Here is a 26,638-nt window from a genome sequence, read left to right as displayed (position 1 = left end):
TACCTAATCACTCCCGTCCGGGAAGTTTTTTCCACGTCACTTGATTGCGCAGATAGACCGGCTCAATCGCCAGTGCCGTCGAATAATTCTGTTGTTGCCACGCTAACTGCGCCAACGGCAACATATACTGCGCCGATGGCAACAGAATATCACATTTATTTAACGGCGCGGTAGTCCGTTCAAATTGCGGATACGCCGCCCAGCCGGTTCCCACGCAAGCCGCACCGACAAAGACCGCACTTTGCCTTTCCAGTTGCGCCACTTGTTGCAACACATCTTCCGGCGGCAAAACCTGTTCGTCGATCACGGTTTCCCAAGCCGCGTAGGCTTGATTATCAATCGACTGCGGTTGGTAGCGTAACGCGGAAAAATAGACTTCGTTCATGCGCGCGTCAATCGCCGCCAGCACGGTTTCACTACCCTGCGTTTGATACGCCGCTTGCGCCATTGCGGTTAAATTGGAAATCGGAATCACCGGCAACTCTGCGCCTAATGCCAAGCCTTGCACGATGCCGCAGCCGATACGCACGCCGGTGAAACTGCCCGGTCCACGCCCAAATACCAAGGCATCCACTTGGTTTAAGCGGATACCGGCTTCGGCTAAAATCTCATCAACCATCGGCAAAATACGGCGAGTATGTGCTTTCGGGCTAAGTTCGTCCTGCGCTAAAATCCCACCGTTGTAGGATAACGCCACCGAGCAGGCTTCGGTTGCGGTGTCGATTGCCAATAAAATCGTTTTGCTCATTGTTTTGTCTTCTTCAAAAATTCAATCACTTTGTCCAAACTGCGCGTGCGCGTTGAATTGGGCAAGCTTTTCAAAAAGGTTGCGCCGTAAGGGCGCATGACTAAGCGCGAATCGCAAATAATCACCGCACCGCGATCGGTCACATCACGGATCAGTCGCCCCACGCCCTGTTTTAAGCTGATCACCGCACTGGGCAGTTGCACCTGATTAAACGGATCACCGCCTTTCAAACGGCAATCTTCAATCCGTGCTTTTAATAATGGTTCATCGGGCGCACTGAACGGCAATTTGTCGATAATCACCAGCGACAAAGCGTCACCGCGCACATCAACCCCTTCCCAAAAACTGGCGGTGGCGACCAACACCGAATGGCTCTCTTGGGTAAATTTTTCCAACAAGCGCGCTTTCGCCATTTCCCCCTGTAACAACACCGACAGTTCGCTGTGTTCGCGCAGATATTCCGCCAAGCCGCGCATCATCATATAAGAAGTGCACAGCAAAAAACAACGGCCTTGGTTGGCTTCGATCACCGGTAACAACATTTCGCCCAAGCGTTGCAGGGTTTGCTGCTGGTTGCTGCCCGGCAGGAAACGCGGCACACACAACAGCGATTGTTGCGGATAATCAAACGGCGACGGCAATACTTTCTGCTGGCGGGTTTGAATGCCCATGCGTTCACAAAAAAAGTCGAAACTGCCGCCCACTTCCAAGGTGGCGGAGGTGAAAATCCAACCGGCTTTTTGTTGCTGCAACTGCTCGCCGAATTTGTCCGCCACCGTCAGTGGCGTGAGGTGCAGACCGAATTGGCGGTTAAAGGTTTCATACCAATAACAATAGCCGGTGATCGAAGTGTCCAAAATCCGTTTCAATTGCGCTTGAATCGCAGTAATACGTTCAAAAATGCTATCTAACGTCTGCGAACGTCCCAACGCCAATTTGACCACATCTTGTACAAAATCCAGATTTTCTTGCAAATGCCGCACCGCTTTTTGTACCGCACTTTGAGTTAACAATTCACGCAAATTGCCGCGTAAATTGCCTTCGCCCATCATCAGGCGGAAATCCTGCACCACTTTATTCAAATGATCCGCCGCCGTGCCAAGCTGTTTCAGATCTTTGACTTCGGTGCGGTAGCAAATATGAATATCACGGCTGAGATCGAACAGTTGGCGCGAGGTGATCGACTGTCCGAAATATTGGCTGGCAATATCCGGCAGTTGGTGCGCCTCATCGAAAATCACGATTTTTGCTTCGGGAATCAGCTCGCCGAAACCGCTCTCTTTCACCGCCATATCGGCACAAAACAGATGGTGATTGACCACCACCAGATCGGCTTCCAGCGCTTTTTTGCGCGCTTTGGCAACATAACACTCCGCGTAATTCGGGCAATCGCTGCCTAAACAGCTTTCGCTGGTGCTGGTGAGTTGCGGAAAAATCGGGCTGTCTTCCGGCAAAGCGGCGCATTCGCTGAGATCGCCGTTTTCGGTTGCCGCTTGCCATTTACGCACCACCGACAACTGCGCCAACACCGATTTATCGCCCAATACGCCGTCGGCAATCAGTTTATCCAAGCGTTCTAAACAGAGATAATTGGCGCGCCCTTTGAGCAACGCCAGTTTGCCGCTGTAGCCCAAGGCTTTTTGAATGGTCGGCAGATCGCGCTTAAACAGTTGATCCTGTAAATTTTTCGAACCGGTGGAAATGATGGTTTTTTTGCCCGACAACATCGCCGGCACAAGATAAGCAAAGGTTTTGCCCGTGCCGGTGCCGGCTTCGATCACCAGTTGCGCTTGTTGTTTGATCGCCTGTTCGACCGCCTGCGCCATTTCCACCTGCTCTTGACGCGGACGGAATTGGCGGATATGGCGGCTTAAAATGCCGTCGTCGGCAAAGGCGTTGACTACACTGGTTTGCTTCATCGCTTATTCCTAAAAATCGTCCAATACCGCTAGCGCGTCGGCAAGTTTTTTCACCGTAAACACCTGCATTTGATCGATATTGTGTTTCGGTTTGTTGGCGAACGGCACAATCGCACGGCGAAAACCGTGTTTTGCCGCTTCGCTGATCCGCTCTTGTCCGCTGGTGACCGGGCGGATTTCTCCTGCCAAGCCGACTTCGCCGAACACTACCAAATCTTGCGGCAACGGACGATTGCGGAAACTGGAGATTAACGCCAATAATAACGCCAAATCCGCACCGGTTTCCGTCACTTTTACCCCACCGACCACATTGACAAACACATCTTGATCGGACATTTGCACATTGCCGTGACGGTGCAACACCGCTAGTAATAATGCCAAACGGTTTTGCTCCAAACCGACTGCGACCCGGCGCGGATTGGCAAGCATGGAGTGATCGACCAACGCTTGGATTTCAACCAATAACGGGCGGGTTCCCTCCCACAACACCATCACCGAGCTGCCGGAGGTCTGTTCCTCGCCTCGGCTGAGGAAAATCGCCGACGGGTTTTTCACTTCGCGCAAGCCCTGTTCGGTCATGGCGAACACCCCCAATTCATTCACTGCGCCAAAACGGTTTTTATGGCTACGCAAAGTGCGGTAGCGTGAATCGGCTTCGCCTTCGAGCAAAATCGAGCAGTCGATACAATGCTCTAGCACTTTCGGACCGGCAAGCGTGCCGTCTTTGGTGACGTGCCCGACCATAATAATCGCCACTTGTTTGGTTTTGGCATAACGGGTCAAAAACGCCGCGCACTCGCGCACCTGCGCCACGCTGCCGGGGGAGGACTGAATATCCGCCAAGTGCATGACTTGGATCGAGTCGATCACAATCACTTTCGGCTTTTCTTGATCGGCGATATTACAAATCTGTTCGACGGCGGTTTCGGATAACAGCCTGAGTTTATCGCTCGGTAGCCCCAAACGGTTGGCGCGCATTGCCACCTGTTGCAACGATTCCTCACCGGTGACATATAAGGTCGGCATTTGCTCGGCTAAGGTACACATCACTTGCAATAATAAGGTACTTTTGCCTGCGCCGGGGTGTCCACCGATTAAAATCGCGCTGCCCGGCACAATGCCGCCGCCCAACACGCGATCCAGCTCGCTGAAACGGCTGCTGAAGCGTGGCGTTTCTTGTAAGCTGATTTCGGATAGGGTTTGCACTTTCGCCGCCGTTTCGCCGGCATAACCGCTGAAACGGTCGCCTTTCGATACCGTGCTGACCAAGCGCACTTCGCTGATGGTGTTCCACGCTTTACAGGCGCTGCACTGCCCTTGCCAACGGGCGTAATCTGCGCCGCAGTCGTTACAGACATAGGCTTTTTTCGGGGCTTTTGCCATGTTGTTATCCGTTTTTCCTAAGCGTTAAGCGTGAGTTTAATTAAATGGAGTTGGCGTTTTACGCCGTTGCCACGATGTAATAACTCATAACAATACAAAGTGCGGTTCGGCGTATGCGCGCTGCGCTGTAATTCGTTGACTTTGGCTAACACCCGCTGATTTAACTCAATAAATTCATTAATTGACTCATCATCCAACCGCACTTTAGACGGCACTCGTTCATAGGCTTGCCATAGCAACGCTTGGTGTTGGTCGTAATAGGCGTATAGCGCGGCAAACGCCGCCAAACCCGAATCCACGATTTCCGCCGACAATTCGCCGCCGGTCAATAACTCGGCATAATAGTCGGTTAAGCGTTGTTCGTAGGCTAAAAGTGCGGTCAAAACCGCACTTGGCGACGGATCTGCCAACGGTAAGTTTTGCCACTCCGCCTGCCAATCAAAGGGTTGCAACGGCAGTACCCCGGCGAGTTGATAGCCGCGTTTGGCTTTGTTCACCGCTCCCAAGCGAATGCCGTCGCTTAGGCTTAATTGTTCGACAAACGTCAATAAATCATCAACCGAACCGTGTTTCAGCTCAAATTCCACTTCGCAAATCGGTTCAATCCGATCATTGGCTTCGATTTCGCCCTGATCCAGCGCCACTTCGATATTGGCACCGTTGCCTAATTCAATCACCCAAGCTTGGCGCAAAAAGTCGGTGCTGAAAATCGGTTTCAGTTCCGCTTGCAGTTCGGCTAACGGGCGGGCTAACTGCAAATCGCCAAAACGGCTTAATCCCTGCAACCGTGGCACCGCACTGTCCAATTCCACGTCATATTCAGGACGCATATGCAACCCTCCGATCACCTCGCCATCGGTTTTCAGGGTTAAAATAAATTGTTCGTTGATCGTTCTGACCCGCAACCCCATGCGTCGGCTGGAAAAAAAGTCATCGGGCGTGTCATAATAGCAGTTGCCTAAAATTTGTTGGGTGTGAGATAGCACATTAAAGCTCGCCATTTCTTTACTCAAAAAAGTGGCGAATTCTTGGTTAACCAGCAGTTTTAATTCTATTTCCGCGCTCATACATCGGCCTTATAATGTGACAAATTGGTTACAATTTAGCAAAAAATGCTGTTATCTCAAATTAAAATCGTGAGTTATGCTGTGCTTTCGGGTATGATTGCCAGCGAATTGATACGTCTATACCATCATTTTATCGTATATTGGAGTTAATGCTATGCCAATCAACAATATCTTGGGTTTATTTGCTCAATCCCCACTCAAACCGTTACAAAAGCACTCAAACAAAGTCAGCGAATGCTGTGATATTTTGGTGCCGTTCTTCGAAGCCACTTTTAATAATGACTGGGCACAGGCGGAAGAATTAAGACGAAAAATCTCTGAAGCCGAAAAAGAAGCCGACACGTTGAAACGTGAAATTCGTTTAAAACTGCCACGCGGCTTATTTATGCCGGTGGAACGCACCGATTTATTAGAGCTGGTGACACAACAGGATAAATTGGCGAACTATGCCAAAGATATCGCCGGGCGCGTAATCGGGCGTAATTTGTGTATTCCTCAAGCCCTGCAAGCCGAATTTTTGGAATACCTGAAACGCAGTTTGGACGCAACCCACCAAGCATCGTTGGTGATTGATGAAATGGACGAACTGTTGGAAACCGGTTTCAAAGGGCGTGAAGTGAATTTCGTCAACAAAATGATTAATGAACTGGATAAAATCGAAGACGATACCGACAGCCAGCAAATCCAGTTACGCCGCCAGTTGTTGGCAATCGAAGACCAATACAAACCGGTCGATGTCATTTTCTTGTATAAAATTTTAGAATGGATTGGCGTATTGGCTGATCAGGCGCAGCGTGTCGGTTCCCGTATTGAGTTAATGCTCGCCCGCTCTTAATCCCCAAAACAACAATAATAAGGATTTTGTATGGAATTTATTGCCCAATATGGTAGCACCGTAGTGATTATTACGGCTATCGCAGGACTTTTAATGGCGTTTGGTATCGGCGCCAACGACGTATCCAATGCCATGGGAACTTCGGTCGGTTCCGGCACCATTACCGTCAAACAGGCGATTTTAATCGCAATGATATTTGAATTCGCCGGCGCCTATTTGGCCGGCGGCGAGGTCACCGAAACCATTAAGAGCGGGATTATCGATCCGAGCTTATTCACTGCCGTGCCGGAAGTATTGATTCTCGGCATGATGTCGGCATTGTTTTCCGCCGGCGCTTGGTTGTTAATCGCCTCCTATATGGGCTGGCCGGTATCAACCACCCACTCGATTATCGGTGCAATCATCGGCTTCGCCTGTGTCACCATCGGGCCGCACGCCGTCGATTGGGGTTCGGTGAAAGGGATTGTCGGCAGCTGGTTCATTACGCCGATTATTTCGGGTATCGTTGCCTACACTATTTTTATCAGCACCCAACGGTTGATTTTCGACACGGAAAATCCAATGGATAATGCGAAAAAATACGGCCCGTTCTATATGGGGCTGACCACATTTATCCTCAGCATTGTCACCATGACCAAAGGCTTAAAACACGTCGGCTTACACCTGAACGGCATGCAGACCTTTCTGATTTCACTGACAATTTGCGTGGCATCAATCATATTCTGTTATTTTTATTTCCGCAGCGACGCATTTAAAAATCGCGTACAAGGCGGGGCTTTCGGTGGCGTAGAGAAAGTATTCAGTATCCTGATGTTGCTCACCGCATGTTCGATGGCGTTTGCCCACGGTTCAAATGACGTTGCCAATGCGATTGGACCATTATCCGCGGTCGTATCCATTGTCGAACACGGCGGCGTAATCACCGCAAAAACCGCACTTGCGTGGTGGATTCTGCCGTTAGGCGCGGTCGGTATCGTGATTGGCTTAGCGGTGATGGGCTACAAGGTGATGGGCACTATCGGCGGCGGGATTACCGATCTCACCCCAAGCCGCGGCTTTTCGGCGGAATTTGCCTGTGCGATTACCGTGGTGATTGCCTCCGGCACCGGCTTACCGATTTCGACTACGCAAACCTTAGTCGGCGCAGTGTTAGGGGTTGGTTTTGCGCGCGGAATCGCAGCGTTGAATCTGAATGTAATCCGCAATATTTTTGCTTCTTGGATTGTGACTTTACCGGCGGGGGCAATTTTTGCTATTATTTTCTACTATATTCTACACGCAATTTTTATTTAACCGTATTTAACAATCCCAAAGGGGTTAAATTATATGTTGCCTAGGGTAACTTGTTACCCTAGGAAAAATGATCGGAAACCCATCCATGAAAAAACTATTCAACGCCCTATTAATCGGCACTACGCTGTTACTCAGCAGCCAAGCCATTGCCGAAACCCGTTATGTCACCGAAGAATTAAGCACCTACCTACGCCGCGGCGCCGGTGATGAATACCGTATCGCCGGTTCGATTAAATCCGGTGAAAAAGTCACCGTTTTGGCACAAAAAGATAAATACACGCAAATTCGCGACAGCCGGAACCGCGACGCTTGGATTTTAACCAGTGATCTCTCAAGCGAACCCAGCGCTAAAATTCAAATTCCCGCGTTAAAAAATCAAATCCAAGAATTGAGCTTAAAACTGAATAAGATTGATGAAGAATGGCAGCAACGGGTTTCCGAAATGCAACGCCGCACCCGCCAATCGGAAACGCAAAGCAGCCAGTTATTAGAACAAAACACCCAATTAAAACGCCAGTTGGAAATCAGCAATAACAAAAATAAAGAGTATGAAGCCTTGCTCAGCGCAGAAAAACAAGAAATCATCATTCGTTGGTTTATCTATGGCGGTTCGGTGATGTTGGTCGGCTTGCTGCTCGGCTTGATTTTACCGAATATCATACCGCGTCGCCGCCGTCGCAATGACGGGTGGGCATAATACAGTATGGCAACGGAACCGCACTTTCAAACTTATTTGGTCGGCGGCGCAGTGCGTGATCAGCTGCTCGGTTTAGCGGTTCAGGATCGCGACTGGGTGGTGGTCGGCGCCACCCCCCATCAACTGCTAAAGTGCGGTTATCAGCAAGTCGGGCAAGACTTCCCGGTTTTTCTTCACCCGCAAAGCAAAGAGGAACACGCCCTCGCCCGCACCGAACGCAAAAGCGGATACGGCTATCAGGGGTTTACGGTCGATTTCACCCCGGACATCAGTTTAGAACAAGATCTGCTGCGCCGAGATCTCACGATTAATGCGATTGCGCAAGCGGAAAACGGCGAATTAATCGATCCCTATCACGGCATTCAAGATTTAAAAAACCGCACTTTACGCCATGTCTCGCCTGCCTTTGCGGAAGATCCGCTGCGTGTACTGCGGGTGGCGCGCTTTCACGCGCGCTTTGCGAAGCTCGGTTTTGAGATTGCGCCGGAAACGCTGCAATTAATGCAACAAATTAGCGCCGGCGGGGAATTGCAGCATTTGAGCGCCGAACGCGTTTGGCTGGAAACCGAAAAAGCATTAAGCACCGACTCACCGCAAATCTACTTCCGAACGTTGCGTGCCTGCGGTGCGTTGGCGGTATTATTCCCCGAAATTAATGCGCTGTTCGGCGTGCCGAATCCGGAGAAACACCATCCCGAAATCGACAGCGGTATTCACACGCTAATGGTGCTGGAACAAGCTGCCACGCTCACGGCAGAAACGCCGCAAAGTGCGGTTGCCGTGCGTTTTGCCGCACTCTGCCACGACCTCGGCAAAGCCTTATCGCCCAAAGATCACTTACCGCACCATCACGGACACGAAGAACGCGGCGTCGCCCCCATTCAGCAGCTGTGCCAACGGCTAAAAGTCCCAAATCAATATCGTGATTTAGCCGTGTTAGCTTGTCGCTATCATACCCACATCCACCGCATTCAAGAGATGAAAGCGCAAACTATCGTGCGCTTTTTTGACCGGATTGACGCCTGGCGCAAGCCGGAAAATCTACGGCATTTAATCACCGTCTGCCTTGCCGACAGCCGCGGGCGTTTAGGTTTCGAAAACAGCAACTATCCGCAGGCACAAATCGCCCTTGAATATTATCAAAGTGCGGTCAGCGCCGACGTGCAACAAATTATTGCTGCCGGTTATCAAAAACAGCAGATCCGGGAACAACTGACTAAACGGCGGGTTGAGTTGGTGAAACAGAAAAAAGAAGAATATTTAGCTCAAACATCGGACTGATTATTCTCACTCTAACATATTACCCGCTGATCCAATTTTCTAATCGTAATCGCGGAATTCGCATAAATTCTTTCGTGTTGTTGGTCACTAGAATGCTGTTTTGGGCAAGCGCATGCGCTGCAATCAGCATATCTAAACTGCCGACAACCCGCCCTGTTTTTTCCAAATCAGCACGAATTTTGGCATAGTGCCAAATAGCCGTTTCTGAAAATTCCGGCATTTCCAGCGGTGCCAGAAATTTTTCTAAGGCGGCTTTATTTTTGACTGAACCTGATTTTTCTACGCCGAAAGCCAATTCCGCCGCCGTAATACTGGAAATACATAAGTCCCCTAAGTGAAAAGTTTGGAATTTTTTAAAAACGCTTTCCGGTTTATGATTGATGATACAAATATTAGTATCAAGCATATACATTATAATAATTCCTCGCGCTCCACTTCCGTCTGTTCTGCTCTTTCCAATAAAAAACCGGGTTCAAATTCATCTAGCGCTTCTTGCATCAACAGCCAAGGATTGTCGGTTGGCAGTAATAAAACGCCGTTGCCAAAATGTCGAATTGCCACTTCTTCGCTATTAAAGCGGTATTTTTTCGGCAAACGCACTGCTTGACTTCTTCCACTGGTAAAAATTTTAGCCATTTCCATTGCCTTTCTCCCGGTAGCTATCATTGGTAGATACCATACCTCTTGTGTGAAATTTAGCCAAATGATAAATCTCATTGCTCAAGACAGACCATCTAACAACCTACTCCAGCCCAAACTCAATAAACAACGGATTATGATCCGAGGCGGCGGTTTGTTCGGTCCAGCTGTTGAACAGGCGGATCCCGCGCACAAAAATATGATCCAACGGATTACCCAAAAAACGCATGCGTTCGTCCGGGCTAAACCGCACTTCATTCAATCCGTATTGCCGTGCCAATTGTTGGATTAAATTCAGGCGTCTTTCGCTCCAACTGTTAAAATCCCCCGCCAGAATAATCGGGCCTTGGTGTTGGCTGACTAAGTGAAACAGCCCGCGCAGTTGGCGCGAATAATTTAGCGGGTTCCATTCGAAATTGACCAAATGCAGATTAATCACCAACAACGTGCGGTCGGCATTCAATGGATAAGTCGCCGCTTCGGCGATTTTCGGAATGCGAATCCAAGGTTCCGCTTCACTGCCGACACAATAACGCTGCGGCGCAAAAGTCGACAATAACATCACGCCCGACATATTCTCGCGGTAAGCAAATGTGCCGGCGTGGATACCAAACCACTTTTTTTGCGACAACAACCGATCGATCTGATTTTGCTGGCTGGCTTCTTGCAATAGTACAAAATCCGCCTTGTCGGCATAAGCGGACAACCGTTGCTGCCAACCTTCATCTTCGCCTTTATGCAGATTCCAAACCAGCATTTTATACCGCGCTTTAGCCTGCAATTCACCATGCAGCGGCAAAGTGCGGTCATAACACAAGATATTTTCGCCAACCGCACTTTGACGGTAATCCTGCGGATTCAGATTAACGGTTTCAATTTTCGGCGTGGTAAAAATAGTGAGCGGTTGTAAATAATATCCGCCCAGCCCGATGAGCACGGCGAACAATACGCATAAAATTCGGATTCTTTTTCTCATCAATCGTTATCGGTCAGTAAAAATCTCGGATGGCTACAATATAACACTTTACATCTGATCGCTGAATTGTTTTAATTTGCACTACTTTCGCCTGATTCGGCGGCAACCCTTTTTCTTTTGCCAGAGGTTTTAATATGGGTATTTATACCTACATCTGCCTGCTTTCCGCTTTGTCGATTTTAATCGGCTTTGTCACCCATAAAATCAGCCATCGCATTCAATCGACCATTGCAATCAGTGCGGCGGCAATGGTCGGTTCGTTGTTTTTATTGGTCAGTGGCAAGCTGGGCTGGTTTAGCATTGAAAACTTCGCCTTAGGCATTATGCAACAAATTGATTTTAAAAGTTTTTTATTAAACGGGATTTTAGGGTTTCTGCTGTTCGCCGGCGCACTGGGGATTAAATTGCCGATTCTGAAAGATCAGAAATGGGAAATTACGGTATTTGCGTTGTTTTCGACCCTTGCCTCCACCTTTATTATCGGTGTATTGATTTATCTCTGCGCCCAATTAATCGGACTGCCGATTGCGTTTATTTACTGCCTGTTATTCGGTTCATTGATTTCCCCGACTGACCCGATTGCGGTATTGGCAATTATCAAGAATCTGCGTGCGCCAAAACGCTTGTCCATGCAAGTTGAAGGGGAATCGTTGTTTAACGACGGCGTCGGCTTAGTTGTTTTCATCACCATCCTGACCGTTGCTTTCGGCGGCGGTGAGCCGACGGTTGGCGGGATTGTCGAACTGTTCGTACATGAAGCGGGCGGTGGAATTATTTTTGGTTTTCTGCTCGGCTTTGCGGCACATTTGCTGATTTCCGCCACCGATGACGGCAGCATGGAAATTTTGCTCACCCTGACCATTCCGACCGCCGGTTTTATCCTTGCCAACACGTTAGGCGTTTCCGGTGCCTTGGCAATGGTGGTGTCCGGCATTATGGTCGGCAACTGGACGCGCAGCAAAGGCTTTTCCGAACAAAGCCAGCGTTATCTGGATCACTTTTGGGAAATGATCGACCATTTCCTTAACTCCCTGCTGTTCCTGTTAATCGGTTTGGCATTATTGTTGATTAATGTTTCTTGGCAGAGTTTTATCCTTATGCTGCTTGCCATTCCAATTTGTTTGGCGGCACGCTATATCAGCCTGTTGATTCCTTATACCGTATTTACGCGCTTCAGAACCTATAATCCGTACACCTTGAAAATCATGACCTGGGGCGGCTTACGCGGCGGTCTGGCACTGGCAATGGCGTTGTCAATTCCGGCGCAAACCGCGATAATCGACGGTATGGACGTGCGCGATGTGATTTTGGTGATGACCTATGCGGTGGTGATGTTCTCGATTTTAGTACAAGGCATGACGATTGAAAAAATGATCCAGCAAGCCAAAAAAGTGGATCCGAATAAAGAAGATTATTTGCGCCCGAACGCCGAAAGCCGCGCACGTAAAAACGACGATCTGAATGCTTACTTGTCTCACTAGATTTATTCAACCATATGACAGAGCATATAACCCAAAATGAGCCCGCGGCACAACAACTTGTGCCGCCGCGTTTTGTACATTTGCAAGTACACAGTGATTTTTCGATGATCGACGGTTTGGCGAAAGTCAAACCGTTGGTCAAAGCCTGTGCCGCCGAGCAAATGGTGGCAATGGCACTGACCGATTTTAGTAACTTTTGCGGCTTGGTACGTTTTTACGGCGAGGCGTTGTCGTCGGGCGTGAAGCCGATTATCGGCGTCGATGTGTTGGTGCACAGCGAACTGAGCGGCGACGAGCCGTTTTCGCTGACATTGCTGGCAAAAAATAACGACGGTTATAAAAATATCACTTTACTGATTTCCAAGGCATATCAACGCGGCTATCTGGACAAACCGATTCTCGAACAGGATTGGCTGGTAGAACACCGCAACGGGATTATTATTTTATCCGGCGGCCGCAACGGCGATGTCGGTAAATTCCTGTTAAAACAGCAACCCGACAATGTTCAGACCGCACTTGCCTTTTATCAGCAGTATTTTGCCGATCATTATTACCTCAGCCTGACCCGCACCGGGCGGCAAGACGAAGAACGCTATATTCAGCACGTTCTGCCGCTGGCGCAGCAGCAGCTGTTGCCCGTGGTCGCCACCAATGAGGTCTGTTTTCTAAAAGCCGAAGATTTTGAGGCGCACGAAATTCGGGTTGCGATTCACGACAGTTTCACGCTGGATGATCCGAAACGCCCGCAACGTTACAGCGAACAGCAATATTTCCGCAGCGAACAGGAAATGTGCAATCTGTTCCATGACATTCCGCAAGCGATTGAAAATACGCTGCTGATTGCACAACGCTGTAACGTCACCATTCGTTTGGGCGAATATTTTCTGCCGCAATTTCCGACCGGCGACCTCAGCACCGAAGATTATCTGGTCAAACGTTCCGAAGAAGGTTTGGAAGAGCGGTTGTTAACCCTGTTTCCTGATGAAGAAATCCGTAAACAGCGCCGCCCGGAATATGACGAACGGCTAAAAATCGAACTCGATGTGATTAACCAAATGGGCTTCCCCGGTTACTTCTTAATCGTAATGGAATTTATCCAATGGTCGAAAGACAATGATATTCCGGTCGGACCGGGGCGCGGTTCCGGTGCGGGTTCGTTGGTGGCATATGCGCTGAAAATTACCGACCTCGATCCGTTGGAATTCGATCTGCTGTTCGAGCGTTTCCTTAATCCGGAACGGGTTTCCATGCCCGATTTTGACGTCGATTTCTGTATGGACGGGCGCGATCTGGTGATCGAACACGTTGCCGAAATGTACGGTCGCGGTGCGGTGTCGCAAATCATCACCTTCGGCACCATGGCGGCAAAAGCGGTTATCCGCGATGTCGGGCGGGTGCTCAGCCACCCTTACGGTTTTGTTGATCGGATCTCTAAATTAATTCCGCCTACGCCGGGCATGACCCTTGCCAAAGCCTTTGAAGAAGAGCCAATGCTCGATCAAATTTACAACAGCGACGAGGAAGTCAAAGCCCTGATCGACATGGCGCGCCAACTGGAAGGGGTGACACGTAACGCCGGTAAACACGCCGGTGGCGTGGTGATCTCGCCCACCTTAATTACTGATTTTTCGCCGTTATATTGCGATCCCGAAGGCTTGCACCCGGTTACCCACTTCGATAAAAACGATGTCGAATACGCCGGTTTGGTGAAGTTTGACTTCTTGGGCTTGCGCACGCTGACGATTATCAAATGGGCGGTGGATATGATTAACGCCCGCCTCACCAAAGAAAATCAGCCGCCGGTCAATATCGAACGCATTCCGCTGGACGATCCGAAAGCGTTTGAATTGCTGCTGAAAGCGGAAACCACCGCCGTATTCCAGCTCGAATCGCGCGGCATGAAAGACTTGATTAAACGCCTCAAACCCGACTGTTTTGAAGATATTATCGCCTTGGTAGCCCTGTTCCGCCCCGGTCCGTTACAATCGGGCATGGTGGACAACTTCATCCGACGCAAACACGGTGAAGAAGAAATTTCTTACCCTGACGCCGAATATCAACACGACTCATTGAAGCCGATTTTAGAGCCGACCTACGGCATTATTCTGTATCAAGAGCAAGTCATGCAGATTGCGCAAGTTCTTGCCGGTTATACCTTGGGCGGTGCGGATTTACTGCGTCGTGCCATGGGTAAAAAGAAACCGGAAGAGATGGCGAAACAGCGCTCGGTGTTTGAAGAAGGGGCGATTAAAAACGGCGTGGACGGCGAACTGTCGATGAAAATTTTCGACTTAGTGGAAAAATTCGCCGGTTACGGTTTTAACAAATCCCACTCCGCCGCTTATGCCTTGGTGTCCTATCAAACCCTATGGTTGAAAGCGCACTATCCTGCCGAATTTATGGCGGCGGTGATGACCTCGGAAATGGACAATACCGATAAAATCGTTGGTTTATACGACGAATGTTTGCATATGGGCTTAACTGTCACCCCGCCGGACATTAACAATGGCAACCACCGCTTCAGCGTGAATGAAAAAGGTGAAATCGTCTATGGGATCGGCGCTATCAAAGGGGTGGGCGAAGGTCCTATTAGCGCAATTATCGAAGCGCGTAACCAAGGCGGCCGCTTTAAAGATCTATTCGATCTGTGCGCCCGGGTTGATCTGAAAAAAATCAACAAACGTACCTTTGACAGCCTGATTATGTCCGGCGCCTTTGACAAATTAGGACCGCACCGCGCCGCGTTGGCAAAAAACCTGCAAGACGCGCTGAAGGCCTCGGATCAACACGCCAAAGACGAAGCGATCGGGCAAGCCGATATGTTCGGCGTGCTGACCCAAGCGCCTGAAGCAGTGGAAATTGCGTATGCCAACACGCCGAAGTGGTCGGAAAAAACCATTTTGGACGGTGAACGCGAAACACTAGGATTGTATCTCAGCAGCCACCCGATCAGCCGTTATCTGAAAGAACTGTCGCACTACAGCTCGCACCGCATTAACGAGCTGCAACCGAATTTCCGCGGACAAATCAGCACCGCCTGCGGTTTGATCGTCAGCTCACGTATCGCGATCACCAAAAAAGGCAACCGCTTAGGCATTATCACCCTCGATGACCGTTCCGGTCGGCTTGATGCCACGCTGTTTAGCGACGCACTGCAAAATTACGCCGACTATCTGGAAAAAGATCAAATCGTGATCGTCAGCGGGCAAGTCAGCCACGATGATTTCACCCAAGGCTTGAAAATGAACGTGCGCGAACTGCTGCCGCTCGATCAGGCACGCAGCCGCTACGCCAAAAGTCTGGCAATTTGCCTGACGCAAGAGCAAATCACACCGCACTTTATCCGCGAATTTAAGCAAATCCTTGAACCTTACAGCGGCGGCGTAATGCCGGTGCATATTTATTACCAAAGTCCGCAAGGGCGCGCACTGCTGAAACTCGGCACGCAATGGCGGATTCAACCGCACGATAATCTGCTGGAACAGCTCAGCGGCATGTTAGGCGAAGATCAGGTTGAATTGGAGTTTGAATAATTTGATTCGTTACATTGGGAAAATAAAATTTAGCCATAGGTGTAGAAATAGCTTAAAATACGATATTATTAGCATAAAAATATCTTTATTGACCAAGCAGGAATACGCATGAGCCAAGAATTTTTAGATTTTGAATTACCGATTGCCGAACTGGAAGCCAAGATTGAATCTTTGCGTTCCGTTACCCAACAAGATGACAAAATCAATCTTGATGACGAAATCAAACGGCTGCGCAAAAAAAGCGAAGAATTAACCAAGAAAACCTTTGCCAACCTTGATCCGTGGCAGGTATCGAAAATGGCGCGCCACCCGCAACGCCCTTATACCTTAGATTATATCGAGCGGATTTTTACCGATTTTGAAGAGCTTGCCGGCGACCGTGCGTTTGCCGACGATAAAGCGATTGTCGGCGGGATTGCCCGTTTGGACGGCAAACCGGTGATGATTATCGGACACCAAAAAGGGCGCAGCGTAAAAGACAAAGTAAAACGTAATTTCGGCATGCCGGCGCCGGAAGGCTATCGCAAAGCCCTGCGTTTAATGCAACTTGCCGAACGTTTCAAAATGCCGATCATCACCTTTATCGACACCCCGGGCGCCTATCCGGGCGTGGGCGCGGAAGAACGCGGTCAATCGGAAGCGATTGCACGCAACCTGCGCGAAATGTCCACCTTAAAAGTACCGGTTATCTGTACCGTGATCGGCGAAGGCGGTTCCGGCGGTGCGTTGGCAATCGGTGTCGGCGATAAAGTGAATATGTTGCAATACAGCACCTATTCCGTTATTTCCCCTGAAGGCTGCGCCTCAATTTTGTGGAAAAGCGCGGATAAAGCCTCACTTGCCGCCGAAGCCATGGGCATTACGGCGAAACGGCTGAAAGAATTAAAATTAATCGACAATATTATTGATGAACCACTCGGCGGCGCACACCGTAATATAGAATTAATGGCGGAAAAGTTAAAACAACGCTTGTTAAACGATCTGCAAGATCTCGAGGTGCTAGATCAAAAATCGCTGTTAGATCGCCGTTATCAACGGTTGATGAGCTATGGCTATTGTTAAATCTAACGCAATATTGAGAACGAAAGATTGCAATTCTGCTACGTTGTAGTATGTTAATTGAAACAAAATAGCAATGCTAACGAGAGGAATTTATGGAAAATATGACTGCTGAATATAAAAAATTCCGTGATGAAAAAGTAGCTAAAGCACTTGAAGATTGCAAGAACGGACGTGTCGTTGATTCTGAAGAAGTCTATCGTTCTCTCATTGAAACCGCATTAAAGGCTGAAAAGGCAGGTTGCCTTGCAGCCTAAAATTATCTATACAATTTCAGCTCAAAATGACTTGAATAATATCGTTTATGATTTAACTGAACGCGCCAATATGCGAACGGCGATTGAGCTTGTACAGAAAATCTATAACAGCATTGAAAATCTAACGCCGTTTCCTCAAATGGGAAAACCACCACCTGACGGTACAAGCGAAATCTACCCTGAAAAATATCGGGTTGTATATCGTTATGAAGCGAATGAGGTTGTCGTGTTGGCTGTTATTCACAGTGCTGTATCCCAGAGACCTTGCTGAATGTTTTGACTGAAATTAACTTCATGTTTCCAATTATCTTTTCTCTTTATTTATCAAAGGTTACCCAATGAAAAACGTTTTATCCATTCAGTCCCATGTTGTTTACGGTTATGCCGGCAATAAAGCGGCGGTGTTGCCAATGCAACTGTTAGGGGTTGATGTTTGGCCTTTAAACACCGTACAATTTTCCAACCACACCCAATATCAAAAATGGAAAGGCATGGTGATTCCGAAAGAGCAAATCGCCGAAATCACCCAAGGAATCGCAGAAATTGACGCCTTGCACGAATGCGACGCCATTCTTTCCGGTTACATCGGCGCCGCCGAGCAGGGGCAAGAAATCCTGAATACGGTCAAACGGATTAAAGCGTTAAATCCGAATGCGATCTATTTTTGTGATCCGGTGATGGGACACCCTGACAAAGGCTGTATCGTCGCCCCGGGCGTAGCGGAATTCTTGGTCGAACACGCCCTGCCTGCGGCGGATTTGCTTGCGCCGAATTTAGTGGAATTGCGCGAGTTGAGCGGTTTAAGCGTGGAAAATTTCGATCACGCGCTTGAGGCGATTAAATATCTGTTGGCAAAAGGCGTGAAAAAAGTGCTGGTGAAGCACTTAAGCAAAGTCGGCAAAGACGCCAATCAATTTGAAATGGTGCTGGCAACCCAAGACGGCATTTGGCACATCAGCCGTCCGCTGCATGAATTTGCCGGACGCGATCCGGTCGGGGTGGGCGATTTAACCAGCGGAGTGTTCTTGGCGAATTTGTTAAACGGCAAATCGGATTTAGAGGCGTTCGAACACACCGCCAATGCGGTGAATGATGTGATGAGCGTGACGCAACAAAGCGGTAAATACGAATTGCAAATCGTCGCCGCCCGCCATTTGATTATGCAACCGCAAAGCCAGTATAAAGCGGTTAAGATTGGTTAGTTTCAGACTAATCTCATTCAATTAAACATAACTATCGGGTTTCGCCGATGGCGACTTCCTTTTCTTTGTTTCGCCAAAGAAAAGGAAGCAAAAGAAAGCGACCCTATTGCGGTGCTGATCTTCGCTTAGTATGAATTTGCTTAACGGAAAATTTTTAAGACTCGTCGCTACGCTCCTCAAACACAAGAAAAATTTCCCTACAAATTTCATACACGCTCAGGCACCGCAGAAGGGAAATTTAAAACAAATCGCCACATACGAGCGAGAAATAAAGTATGTCAGACCTCCTCTCCAATCTCCACCACACGTTGCAGCAGCAAGGGCTGACGCACGCCGCGTTTTTGTTGGCGTATAGCGGTGGGCTTGATTCGACCGCACTTTTATCGCTGTTTGCCCAACTGAAACAACAACTGCCGCAACTCCGACTGCGTGCAGTTCATATTCACCACGGCTTAAGCCCCAATGCCGATCACTGGGCGCAGCATTGTCAGCAGCAATCTGAACAGTTTCACATTCCGTTGATGATCGAAAAAGTGCGGTTAGACCCGAAAAAAAGTCCGGAAGATGCCGCACGCGAGGCACGTTATCAGGCGTTTAAACACCATTTAAACGATAATGAAATTTTGGTCACCGCGCACCACCTCAATGATCAAAGCGAAACCCTGTTGCTTGCGCTAAAACGCGGCAGCGGAGTCAAAGGCTTGGCGGCAATGCAAGTGCGGTCTGAACTGTGGCAAATGCCGATTTTCCGCCCATTGCTGCCCTACTCCCGTGAACAATTGGCACAGTATGTTGCAACGCAACATCTGACGTGGATCGAAGACGAAAGCAACCAAGATAACCGCTATGATCGCAACTTCCTGCGCAACCGCATTCTGCCGGAACTGCGCCAACGCTGGGCGGCGATTGACCGCACTTTACAACGTTCGGCGCAACATTGTTACGAGCAGCAACAACTCATCGAAGAATTATTACAACCGCTGTTTGAACAGTTATATTGCCCGCAAAACCGCACTTTCAATATTTGCCAGTTCGCCGAGTATTCTCGTCCGAAACAAAATGCGTTATTGCGTTTATGGCTCAGCCAAAGTGCGGTTGCCATGCCGTCGCAACGGCAATTGGATCAACTGATCGAACAGCTGATTTTCGCCCGCCACGACTGCCGGCCGCAGCTTGCATTGGGTGAACGGATTATCCGCCGTTATCAACAACGTTTATATTTAACCGAAGCGTACGCCGATCTTTCATCGCTTATTATTGAAGTTACATTCGATCAAAACATTCGCTTACCCGACGACTTAGGCGAAGTGCGGTTTGTGCCGCAAGCAGACAGGCTGAATGTGATTTGGCAACAACATGCGGAGCGTATTTTTTCTCTGCCTTTACCTAACAATAATGAAAATATTCAACTCCGTTTTCGCTATGCCGGTAAAGTGCGGTTAAGCCCGAACCGAGCCAATCAAGATATTAAAAAAATTTGGCAACAAGCCGGCATTCCGCCATGGCAACGGCAACGCACGCCGTTGGTGTTTTATGGCGATGAACTGATGGCGGGATTGGGCGTTTTTATTAAACAACAGGATTAAAAGGATTAAGCCCGATACAATATCGAACTCAATCCGTTCATTAAGTAGTCCAACTTTTTGGGGGCAGATCAGCTGCAAGTGCGGTGAGTACTTTACGATAAGTTAAAGGTTAAATCGCCCAACCACCGGCGTAGAAGCCGACCAGAATCACGGCAATAATAATCGTACCGAGGTTTAATTTTTGGATTTCACCGGAAACGATACGCCCAATCACCAACGACGCAAAGCCCAACATAATACCGGTAACAATATTGGCGGTCAGCACGATAAACACCGCGCAGATTAAGCCGCTCATTGCGCCGACAAAATCGTTGAAATCCAATTTGCTGACATTACTCAACATCAGTAAACCGACATACATCAACGCCGGTGCGGTGGCATAGCTCGGCACTAAAAAAGCCAACGGTTGCAGGAACAGCATAAACAGGAACAACACGCCGACCACAATCGCCGTGATCCCGGTTTTGCCGCCTGCCGCAGTGCCCGCCGCCGACTCGATATACACCGCCGCCGGGGCAGTGCCGAATAAACCGGACATCATGCTGCTGACCGAATCGGAAGTTAAGGCTTTGCCGCCGTTGATGATTTGTCCGTCTTTGTCTAATAAATCGGCTTGTCCGGCAACAGCGCGGATTGTGCCGGTTGCGTCGAAAATAGCGGTCATCACTAAGGCGAACACAATCGGCAGAATCGCCGGTTGCAACGCGCCCATAATATCTAAGCTAAATACCAACGAATTTTCACCGAACGTCGGCATTTGGAAAATTTTACCGTTGAAGCTCACATTCGGATCAGCCGCCAAGCCGATTAAGGTAATCACAATAATCACCAGTAAAATGCCGCCTTTGACCTGCAAACGTTCTAAACCGACAATCACCGCCAAGCCTAACAACGACATCATCACCGGAAACGAGGTGAACTCGCCCATTTTGACCGGTAAGCCGGCAGGATTGCTCACCACCAAACCGACATTATTCGCCGCGATCAGTAATAAAAACAAGCCGATTCCGATCCCGGCACCGTGGGCAATGCTGCTCGGTAAGTTACGCAAAATCCAAGAGCGAATGCCGGTGACGGAGATCAGCGTGAACGCCACGCCCATTAAAAAGACCGCACCCAGCGCCACCGGAATACTGACTTGCTGCCCGATCACCAAGCTGTAGGCGGTAAATGCGGTTAATGAAATCGCACAGCCGATTGCCATCGGCGCATTCGCCCATAACCCGATTAAAATCGAGCCTAAACCGGCGACCAAACAGGTGGCGATAAAAACCGATTCCGGCGGAAAGCCTGCGTCACTCAACATACTCGGCACCACGATCACCGAATACACCATCGCCAAAAAGGTGGTTAACCCGGCGATCAGCTCTTGGCGCAGATTGCTGCCTCTGGCACTGAGCGAGAAGCGTTTTTCCAATAAAGGACTTTGCGTTGTCATAGTTTTGTTCCTAAACGTTAATCAAAAAGAAAAGAAAGATAAAATAAAAAGCGCCCTATTTTACCCGAGCCGTTGTTGACAATCTATCGAATCCCTTGTGATATCGCGAAAAATATTCAATTTATGCGCAGAATAATAACCGGGTGTCCCACTACCGCACTTTGGCTTATTGATTTTGCACCAACCAAGTATCGCAGAAATCCAAATACACCCGCACAATTGCCGAAGGATGACGGTGAGCGGTATAAATTTGGTGTACCGGCAACTGCGGCATAACCACCTGCGGTAAAATCCGCACCAATTCGCCGCGTTCTAAAGACGGCTTGGTGACGAATTCCGGCAGTTCGCAAATTGCCATATCCGCTAGCGTGTAATCCAATAGTTGGCGGAAACTGTTGGCGGCAAATTTAAGATTAGGCGTATAGTTTTTGCCGTCTAACTGCCATTGTGTGGTGCTGCCGTGAGTGAAATGCCAGCCGGCAAGGTCAAAATTTTGCAGCTCCGCAACCGTTTGCGGCGCACCATGCCGGGCGATAAAGGCTTGGCTCGCAACCAACATCGTTTGAATCGGGGCGCGGCGTTTGGCGATTACTTTATCCGTCACTAATGCGCCGATTCGCAGCGCCACATCAATCCCGTCTTCAATCAAATCCAGTCGCATATCGGTGTATTGGCAGCTGATTTGAATATGCGGATAACGGCGTTGAAAGTCGATCAGCAGTTTGCCCCAAAACTCAAACCCGTCCGGCAGCGATAAACGCAAGCGTCCGTACATCTGCTGCATATCGCTGCGCACCGTACGCTCCGCTTCCAGCAGGCTTTCGATACCGTAAAAGGATTGGTCGAACAGCCGTTGCCCAATGGTGGTCAGCTGAATCCCCTGTTTGGAACGCAGCAATAACTGCATATTAAGCGATTGTTCCAAATCACTGATACGGCGGCTTAAGGTCGGCAACGGCACCCCGATTTTCTCCGCCGCAGCGGATAAACTGCCTGCCTGTGCGGCGGCAATAAACATTCTGACCGCATTCAGATCCATCTTATCCTCTCATTTTTGAAAGTTATATTTTCTAAAATCACCATTCTATACTAAATTCAAAATGAATATACTACATTCCATCGAAACGGTACGCCGTTTTATTCACTCATTGATCAACATTTAATTTAGAGGACAACATTATGAAAATCGCAGTTATCGGCGCTACCGGCACGGTGGGGCGTGGCATTATCGCAGAAGCCGCAGCACGCGGACATCAAGTGACCGCATTCGCGCGCAATGTCGAAAAAGTCAAAAAAGCGGATAATATCCAAGCCGTCGCTTTCGACGTCAATGCGGCAGATTTTGCCGAACAATTAATCGGCTTTGATACGGTTATCAGCGCCTTCAACAGTGGCTGGACCAATCCGAACGCAGGCGCAGATTTTGAAAAAGGCGCAAAAGCCATCACTGAAGCGGCGAAATCTGCAAACGTGCCTTACTTATTAATCGTCGGTGGTGCAGGCAGCCTGTATATCGCACCGGGTGTGCAGTTAATCGACACCCCGGAATTCCCGAAAGAAATCTATGACGGCGCCAACGCAGCGCGTAACTGGCTGAAAGATCTGCAAGATCGCCGCGATGTCAATTGGGCGTTTATCTCGCCACCTGCCGCGTTCTCGGGCGACATCGACACCCGCAGCGGCAACTACCGCACCGGCAAAGATGAGGTGTTATTCAGCGGTGATCAACTCGCCGATATCTCACTGCCCGATTTGGCTTGTGCCATTGTCGACGATGTCGAAGGCAAAAACCATTTATTCAGCCGCTTCACCGTGGCAGAAGCCTAATTCAAGGATCTAACGAAAAGCCAAAACGATGATAAACCGCGTGAGCAGCCGAATACTCGGTTGTTCACTTTTCTCATTATCGCAGTTATCAATCACGGTTTATAATCGCATATCCCCCATACGATTTTGCTAAAAATGTTGCACTATCTCAATTTTTTCGCTCATAAAACACGGAATTGCGGATTGGCACATGAAATTCGTTCTAAAAAGCCGTACACTATAGCCTGCTTATTTTTCACTTCAGGAGACATACTATGGCAATTTTAGTTACCGGCGGTGCGGGCTATATCGGTTCGCATACCGTGGTTGAGCTGTTAAATGATAATCAAGAGGTGGTGATTTTAGATAATCTGTGTAACTCTTCTGAAAAATCGCTGCAACGGGTTGAAACCATCACCGGGAAAAAACCGCACTTTTATCAAGGCGATATTTTAGACGCGGCAATGCTGCAACGGATTTTCAAACGCCATCAGATTGATTCGGTTATCCACTTTGCCGGGCTGAAAGCGGTCGGCGAAAGCGTACAAAAACCGATCGAATACTATGAATGCAACGTACAAGGCACGCTCAATTTGCTGCAAGAAATGCGCAAAGCCGGCGTGTTTAATATTGTGTTCAGCTCCTCCGCCACCGTGTACGGTGATCCGGAAGTCATTCCGATTACCGAAAATTGCAAAGTCGGCGGCACCACCAATCCTTACGGCACCTCAAAATTGATGGTCGAACAGATTTTGAGCGACACGGTAAAAACCGATCCGCGCTGGAGCATGATCATTCTGCGCTATTTCAATCCGGTCGGCGCGCACAAAAGCGGTTTGATCGGTGAAGATCCAAATGGCATTCCGAACAATTTACTGCCGTATATCAGCCAAGTGGCAATCGGCAAATTACAACAACTCTCGGTTTTCGGCAGCGACTACAACACCCCGGACGGCACCGGCGTGCGTGACTATATTCATGTGGTCGATTTGGCACTGGGACATTTGAAAGCCCTCGCCAAGCACAAAAACGACAGCGGTTTACATATCTATAATTTAGGCACCGGTATCGGCTATTCCGTGTTAGACATGGTGAAAGCCTTTGAACAAGCCAACGGTATCACCATTCCGTATAAATTGGTCGAACGTCGTCCGGGCGATATCGCCGCCTGTTATTCCGATCCGAGTTTAGCCGCGCAAGAACTGGGCTGGAAAACCCAATATTCGCTGGAACAAATGATGAAAGATACTTGGAACTGGCAGAAAAATAACCCGAACGGCTACCGCGATTAACCGTTCCGTTAACGAACAAATGAATCGACAAAGCGCTAGCCGGTTCATTTTTATTTAGAGGCTTGATGATGTCCGAACAACAAAAAAGCATAATTTCCCAAATTTTCACCCGCAAAATGCTGATTTGCGTTTTTACCGGCTTTAGCTCCGGGCTGCCGCTGTATATTTTAATCTCGCTGATCCCGCTCTGGTTGCGCGCCCAGCAAGTCGATCTGGCGACGATCGGTTTCTTTGCCTTGACCGGTTTGCCGTATACTTGGAAATTTTTATGGTCGCCGTTGTTAGACCGCTTTGTACCGCCGTTTTTAGGGCGCCGCCGCGGTTGGATGTTTGTCTCCCAACTGTTATTGTTGGTTTCGTTGGCACTGTTTGGTTTTCTCGATCCGCAAACTCACGGCGGATTACGACTGATTGCCGCCGCCGCAACGTTAGTCGCCTTCTTTTCCGCCACGCAAGATATCGTGTTAGACGCCTATCGGCGTGAAATTTTGGACGATAAGGAACTGGGCTTAGGCAACTCGATTCATGTCAATGCCTATCGGATTGCCGGATTCATCCCCGGATCATTGTCGCTGATTTTGGCGGATTATCTGCCTTGGGCAACGGTGTTTATCATTACCGCACTTTTCATGCTGCCGGGAATTTTGATGACCCTGTTTCTCAGTTATGAACCTAAAATCGATCTGTCGGCAAACCGCACGTTGACCGATACCGTGGTCAAACCCTTCCAAGAATTTTTCAGCCGTAAGGGGATTTGGGGCGCAATCGGCATTCTCGGCTTCATCTTTTTGTATAAGCTGGGCGATAGTATGGCAACTGCGCTGATTACGCCGTTCTATCTGGACATGGGGTTCAGCACCAGCCACATTGGCATTGTGGTTAAAAACGCCTCGGTTTGGCCGATGTTAATCGCCGGTATTGTCGGCGGCATTATCATGCTGAAAATCGGGATCAACCGTGCGCTGTGGCTGTTCGGCTTGGTGCAAATTATCACGATTCTCGGTTTTGCTTGGTTGGCATCTTACGAATATTTTGAAACCGTCACCACCAAGGCATTAGTGATTCTTACGATTGTGGTTGCCGCCGAATATATCGGTATCGGGCTGGGCACCGCCGCGTTTGTGGCGTTTATGGCGAGGGAAACCAATCCGCTCTACACCGCGACCCAACTGGCGCTGTTCACCAGCTTGGCTGCCTTGCCGCGTACGTTGTTTAACTCGCAGGCAGGCGTGTTAATCAACTATTTCGGCTACTACGACTATTTCTGGTTCTGCTTCTTCCTTGCCGTACCCGGCATGCTCTGCCTGTATTGGGTTGCGCCGTGGAATGAAAAAGGCAATGGCAACAGTGAAAACAAGGCGTAATCAAAGCCGAGATAACCGCACTTTATCTAACCCAAAGTGCGGTTCAATTCCTAAAAGCTATCCTTCGCTTTGCGCAAGCGGATAAATTCGTCTACGGTTTTTGCCTGTAGAAACGGATTAATTTTCCGCTCTAAGCCTAATGTGGTCGGCAAGCTCGCTTTGCCCTGCGCCCTTAAAGCTTCCACTTGTTTTAACTGCTGTTCGACCGCACTTTTATCCTCGATCACCGTCAATGCGAAACGTAAATTACTCAAAGTATATTCATGAGCGGCGCAAACCACCGTCTCATCCGGCAACGCTTTTAAACGTTGCAGCCCGTCAAACATCGCTTGGTAATCGCCGGTGAAGACCCGTCCGCAACCGGCGGAAAACAATGCGTCGCCACAAAACAGGTGTCCGTTGATCACAAAGCTGATGTGGTTGGCGGTATGCCCGGCAGTCGGAATCACCTCAAGCTGATAATGTCCGCACGCAAACGCCCCCTGATTCACCACCTGTGTCGCGATCTCCGCCACCTCATCCGAGCCGTAAACCGACAAATGCGGATAGTGTTGTTTTAATTCCGCCACGCCGCCGATATGATCCGCATGCCCGTGGGTTAATAAAATCGCCGCCGGTATTAAATGATGATCAGCCAAATAACGCAAAACCGGCGCGGCTTCAGCCGGATCAACAATCAGCACCGGCTCATTCTCAGCGGCATACAACCAAATATAGTTGTCATTTAGGGCGGGTAATGGTATTAACATAGCTATTCTCCGTTAAAACAAATCTGGTGACGA

24 protein-coding genes are annotated in these 26,638 nt (G+C 49.0%); 14 read left to right on the top strand and 10 right to left on the bottom strand.

The window, feature by feature from the left end; translation table 11 throughout:
• Positions 1 to 7: 7 nt before the first annotated feature.
• Genes tsaB through ACWA50_RS08515 form a run of 4 tightly spaced genes read right to left on the bottom strand, consistent with a single transcriptional unit; the run spans position 8 to position 5,117 of the window.
• Positions 8 to 748 carry a tRNA (adenosine(37)-N6)-threonylcarbamoyltransferase complex dimerization subunit type 1 TsaB gene (gene tsaB / locus ACWA50_RS08530; protein ID WP_431051585.1) on the bottom strand — a complete coding sequence of 247 codons (741 nt, stop codon included), beginning with the start codon at positions 746 to 748 and terminating at the stop codon, positions 8 to 10.
• A complete protein-coding gene (locus tag ACWA50_RS08525; RefSeq protein WP_431051583.1) occupies positions 745 to 2,667 on the bottom strand; it encodes an ATP-dependent DNA helicase in 1,923 nt (640 codons plus the stop codon). Before ACWA50_RS08525 ends, tsaB begins: the two co-directional genes overlap by 4 nt.
• A gap of 9 nt (positions 2,668 to 2,676) precedes the next feature.
• Entirely contained in the window at positions 2,677 to 4,050 is a 1,374-nt protein-coding gene (radA, locus tag ACWA50_RS08520) for a DNA repair protein RadA (protein ID WP_431051581.1), read from the bottom strand.
• A gap of 17 nt (positions 4,051 to 4,067) precedes the next feature.
• On the bottom strand, positions 4,068 to 5,117 hold the full coding sequence (locus ACWA50_RS08515; RefSeq protein WP_431051579.1) for a CYTH domain-containing protein: 1,050 nt from the start codon (positions 5,115 to 5,117) through the stop codon (positions 4,068 to 4,070).
• Between the two features lie 154 nt (positions 5,118 to 5,271).
• On the opposite strand from ACWA50_RS08515, the gene ACWA50_RS08510 reads away from it, so the two are divergent.
• The 4 genes from ACWA50_RS08510 (at position 5,272) to ACWA50_RS08495 (ending at position 9,223) form a co-directional block, all read left to right on the top strand.
• On the top strand, positions 5,272 to 5,952 hold the full coding sequence (locus ACWA50_RS08510; RefSeq protein WP_431051577.1) for a TIGR00153 family protein: 681 nt from the start codon (positions 5,272 to 5,274) through the stop codon (positions 5,950 to 5,952).
• A gap of 30 nt (positions 5,953 to 5,982) precedes the next feature.
• A complete protein-coding gene (locus ACWA50_RS08505) occupies positions 5,983 to 7,245 on the top strand; it encodes an inorganic phosphate transporter (protein ID WP_431051575.1) in 1,263 nt (420 codons plus the stop codon).
• An 85-nt stretch (positions 7,246 to 7,330) separates the two neighbouring features.
• Positions 7,331 to 7,942, top strand: coding sequence for a TIGR04211 family SH3 domain-containing protein (locus ACWA50_RS08500; protein ID WP_431051573.1), 612 nt, complete (start codon positions 7,331 to 7,333; stop codon positions 7,940 to 7,942).
• A 6-nt stretch (positions 7,943 to 7,948) separates the two neighbouring features.
• Positions 7,949 to 9,223, top strand: coding sequence for a multifunctional CCA addition/repair protein (locus tag ACWA50_RS08495; protein ID WP_431051571.1), 1,275 nt, complete (start codon positions 7,949 to 7,951; stop codon positions 9,221 to 9,223).
• A 19-nt stretch (positions 9,224 to 9,242) separates the two neighbouring features.
• Here the strand turns inward: ACWA50_RS08495 and vapC are convergent, their stop codons facing one another.
• The 3 genes from vapC to ACWA50_RS08480 all read right to left on the bottom strand — a co-directional run bounded on the left by vapC (position 9,243) and on the right by ACWA50_RS08480 (position 10,838).
• The gene (vapC, locus tag ACWA50_RS08490; protein WP_431051569.1) at positions 9,243 to 9,635 is read right to left on the bottom strand and encodes a type II toxin-antitoxin system tRNA(fMet)-specific endonuclease VapC; all 393 of its coding nucleotides are present in this window, start codon (positions 9,633 to 9,635) and stop codon (positions 9,243 to 9,245) included.
• On the bottom strand, positions 9,635 to 9,859 hold the full coding sequence (locus ACWA50_RS08485; RefSeq protein WP_431051567.1) for an antitoxin: 225 nt from the start codon (positions 9,857 to 9,859) through the stop codon (positions 9,635 to 9,637). Before ACWA50_RS08485 ends, vapC begins: the two co-directional genes overlap by 1 nt.
• Positions 9,860 to 9,965: 106 nt before the next feature.
• Positions 9,966 to 10,838, bottom strand: a complete 873-nt coding sequence (locus ACWA50_RS08480; protein ID WP_431051565.1) for an endonuclease/exonuclease/phosphatase family protein — start codon at positions 10,836 to 10,838, stop codon at positions 9,966 to 9,968.
• 134 nt (positions 10,839 to 10,972) lie between these two features.
• On the opposite strand from ACWA50_RS08480, the gene ACWA50_RS08475 reads away from it, so the two are divergent.
• From ACWA50_RS08475 to tilS, 7 genes are all read left to right on the top strand, one after another.
• Positions 10,973 to 12,319 (top strand): cation:proton antiporter, encoded by a 1,347-nt coding sequence (locus ACWA50_RS08475; RefSeq protein WP_431051563.1) that lies wholly within the window; start codon positions 10,973 to 10,975, stop codon positions 12,317 to 12,319.
• A 14-nt stretch (positions 12,320 to 12,333) separates the two neighbouring features.
• Complete coding sequence (gene dnaE / locus ACWA50_RS08470) at positions 12,334 to 15,852, top strand: DNA polymerase III subunit alpha (RefSeq protein WP_431051561.1); 3,519 nt, start codon at positions 12,334 to 12,336, stop codon at positions 15,850 to 15,852.
• 108 nt (positions 15,853 to 15,960) lie between these two features.
• Positions 15,961 to 16,914, top strand: coding sequence for an acetyl-CoA carboxylase carboxyl transferase subunit alpha (gene accA, locus ACWA50_RS08465; protein ID WP_431051559.1), 954 nt, complete (start codon positions 15,961 to 15,963; stop codon positions 16,912 to 16,914).
• Positions 16,915 to 17,006: 92 nt separating this feature from the next.
• Positions 17,007 to 17,168 carry a hypothetical protein gene (locus ACWA50_RS08460; protein ID WP_431051558.1) on the top strand — a complete coding sequence of 54 codons (162 nt, stop codon included), beginning with the start codon at positions 17,007 to 17,009 and terminating at the stop codon, positions 17,166 to 17,168.
• On the top strand, positions 17,158 to 17,439 hold the full coding sequence (locus ACWA50_RS08455) for a type II toxin-antitoxin system RelE/ParE family toxin (RefSeq protein ID WP_431051556.1): 282 nt from the start codon (positions 17,158 to 17,160) through the stop codon (positions 17,437 to 17,439). Before ACWA50_RS08460 ends, ACWA50_RS08455 begins: the two co-directional genes overlap by 11 nt.
• Before the next feature lie 67 nt (positions 17,440 to 17,506).
• Entirely contained in the window at positions 17,507 to 18,370 is an 864-nt protein-coding gene (gene pdxY, locus ACWA50_RS08450; protein ID WP_431051554.1) for a pyridoxal kinase PdxY, read from the top strand.
• Positions 18,371 to 18,645: 275 nt separating this feature from the next.
• Complete coding sequence (gene tilS / locus ACWA50_RS08445; RefSeq protein ID WP_431051553.1) at positions 18,646 to 19,956, top strand: tRNA lysidine(34) synthetase TilS; 1,311 nt, start codon at positions 18,646 to 18,648, stop codon at positions 19,954 to 19,956.
• A 109-nt stretch (positions 19,957 to 20,065) separates the two neighbouring features.
• Here the strand turns inward: tilS and ACWA50_RS08440 are convergent, their stop codons facing one another.
• The gene (locus ACWA50_RS08440) at positions 20,066 to 21,394 is read right to left on the bottom strand and encodes an NCS2 family permease (RefSeq protein ID WP_431051551.1); all 1,329 of its coding nucleotides are present in this window, start codon (positions 21,392 to 21,394) and stop codon (positions 20,066 to 20,068) included.
• A 166-nt stretch (positions 21,395 to 21,560) separates the two neighbouring features.
• Entirely contained in the window at positions 21,561 to 22,433 is an 873-nt protein-coding gene (locus tag ACWA50_RS08435) for a LysR family transcriptional regulator (protein ID WP_431051550.1), read from the bottom strand.
• A gap of 140 nt (positions 22,434 to 22,573) precedes the next feature.
• Here ACWA50_RS08435 and ACWA50_RS08430 point away from each other — a divergent pair, with 140 nt between their 5' ends.
• The 3 genes from ACWA50_RS08430 to ACWA50_RS08420 all read left to right on the top strand — a co-directional run bounded on the left by ACWA50_RS08430 (position 22,574) and on the right by ACWA50_RS08420 (position 25,856).
• Positions 22,574 to 23,221 carry an NAD(P)-dependent oxidoreductase gene (locus ACWA50_RS08430; protein WP_431051548.1) on the top strand — a complete coding sequence of 216 codons (648 nt, stop codon included), beginning with the start codon at positions 22,574 to 22,576 and terminating at the stop codon, positions 23,219 to 23,221.
• A gap of 254 nt (positions 23,222 to 23,475) precedes the next feature.
• Positions 23,476 to 24,492, top strand: a complete 1,017-nt coding sequence (gene galE / locus ACWA50_RS08425) for a UDP-glucose 4-epimerase GalE (RefSeq protein ID WP_431051546.1) — start codon at positions 23,476 to 23,478, stop codon at positions 24,490 to 24,492.
• 68 nt (positions 24,493 to 24,560) lie between these two features.
• Positions 24,561 to 25,856 (top strand): AmpG family muropeptide MFS transporter, encoded by a 1,296-nt coding sequence (locus ACWA50_RS08420; RefSeq protein WP_431054324.1) that lies wholly within the window; start codon positions 24,561 to 24,563, stop codon positions 25,854 to 25,856.
• Positions 25,857 to 25,906: 50 nt separating this feature from the next.
• Here ACWA50_RS08420 and gloB read toward each other — a convergent pair whose 3' ends face one another.
• A complete protein-coding gene (gene gloB, locus ACWA50_RS08415) occupies positions 25,907 to 26,605 on the bottom strand; it encodes a hydroxyacylglutathione hydrolase (RefSeq protein WP_431051544.1) in 699 nt (232 codons plus the stop codon).
• Positions 26,606 to 26,638 lie beyond the last annotated feature (33 nt).

This window comes from Testudinibacter sp. P17/SS/0325 (genome assembly GCF_053570765.1).
This window is presented reverse-complemented; position numbering and strand designations above follow the sequence as displayed.

What these genes read in the sequence shown, in the direction of transcription:
- tsaB (WP_431051585.1), bottom strand. Translation starts at nt 748, where the DNA reads ATGAGCAAAACGATTTTATTGGCAATCGACACCGCAACCGAAGCCTGC.
- ACWA50_RS08525 (WP_431051583.1), bottom strand. Translation starts at nt 2,667, where the DNA reads ATGAAGCAAACCAGTGTAGTCAACGCCTTTGCCGACGACGGCATTTTA.
- radA (WP_431051581.1), bottom strand. Translation starts at nt 4,050, where the DNA reads ATGGCAAAAGCCCCGAAAAAAGCCTATGTCTGTAACGACTGCGGCGCA.
- ACWA50_RS08515 (WP_431051579.1), bottom strand. Translation starts at nt 5,117, where the DNA reads ATGAGCGCGGAAATAGAATTAAAACTGCTGGTTAACCAAGAATTCGCC.
- ACWA50_RS08510 (WP_431051577.1), top strand. Translation starts at nt 5,272, where the DNA reads ATGCCAATCAACAATATCTTGGGTTTATTTGCTCAATCCCCACTCAAA.
- ACWA50_RS08505 (WP_431051575.1), top strand. Translation starts at nt 5,983, where the DNA reads ATGGAATTTATTGCCCAATATGGTAGCACCGTAGTGATTATTACGGCT.
- ACWA50_RS08500 (WP_431051573.1), top strand. Translation starts at nt 7,331, where the DNA reads ATGAAAAAACTATTCAACGCCCTATTAATCGGCACTACGCTGTTACTC.
- ACWA50_RS08495 (WP_431051571.1), top strand. Translation starts at nt 7,949, where the DNA reads ATGGCAACGGAACCGCACTTTCAAACTTATTTGGTCGGCGGCGCAGTG.
- vapC (WP_431051569.1), bottom strand. Translation starts at nt 9,635, where the DNA reads ATGTATATGCTTGATACTAATATTTGTATCATCAATCATAAACCGGAA.
- ACWA50_RS08485 (WP_431051567.1), bottom strand. Translation starts at nt 9,859, where the DNA reads ATGGCTAAAATTTTTACCAGTGGAAGAAGTCAAGCAGTGCGTTTGCCG.
- ACWA50_RS08480 (WP_431051565.1), bottom strand. Translation starts at nt 10,838, where the DNA reads ATGAGAAAAAGAATCCGAATTTTATGCGTATTGTTCGCCGTGCTCATC.
- ACWA50_RS08475 (WP_431051563.1), top strand. Translation starts at nt 10,973, where the DNA reads ATGGGTATTTATACCTACATCTGCCTGCTTTCCGCTTTGTCGATTTTA.
- dnaE (WP_431051561.1), top strand. Translation starts at nt 12,334, where the DNA reads ATGACAGAGCATATAACCCAAAATGAGCCCGCGGCACAACAACTTGTG.
- accA (WP_431051559.1), top strand. Translation starts at nt 15,961, where the DNA reads ATGAGCCAAGAATTTTTAGATTTTGAATTACCGATTGCCGAACTGGAA.
- ACWA50_RS08460 (WP_431051558.1), top strand. Translation starts at nt 17,007, where the DNA reads ATGGAAAATATGACTGCTGAATATAAAAAATTCCGTGATGAAAAAGTA.
- pdxY (WP_431051554.1), top strand. Translation starts at nt 17,507, where the DNA reads ATGAAAAACGTTTTATCCATTCAGTCCCATGTTGTTTACGGTTATGCC.
- tilS (WP_431051553.1), top strand. Translation starts at nt 18,646, where the DNA reads ATGTCAGACCTCCTCTCCAATCTCCACCACACGTTGCAGCAGCAAGGG.
- ACWA50_RS08440 (WP_431051551.1), bottom strand. Translation starts at nt 21,394, where the DNA reads ATGACAACGCAAAGTCCTTTATTGGAAAAACGCTTCTCGCTCAGTGCC.
- ACWA50_RS08435 (WP_431051550.1), bottom strand. Translation starts at nt 22,433, where the DNA reads ATGGATCTGAATGCGGTCAGAATGTTTATTGCCGCCGCACAGGCAGGC.
- ACWA50_RS08430 (WP_431051548.1), top strand. Translation starts at nt 22,574, where the DNA reads ATGAAAATCGCAGTTATCGGCGCTACCGGCACGGTGGGGCGTGGCATT.
- galE (WP_431051546.1), top strand. Translation starts at nt 23,476, where the DNA reads ATGGCAATTTTAGTTACCGGCGGTGCGGGCTATATCGGTTCGCATACC.
- ACWA50_RS08420 (WP_431054324.1), top strand. Translation starts at nt 24,561, where the DNA reads ATGTCCGAACAACAAAAAAGCATAATTTCCCAAATTTTCACCCGCAAA.
- gloB (WP_431051544.1), bottom strand. Translation starts at nt 26,605, where the DNA reads ATGTTAATACCATTACCCGCCCTAAATGACAACTATATTTGGTTGTAT.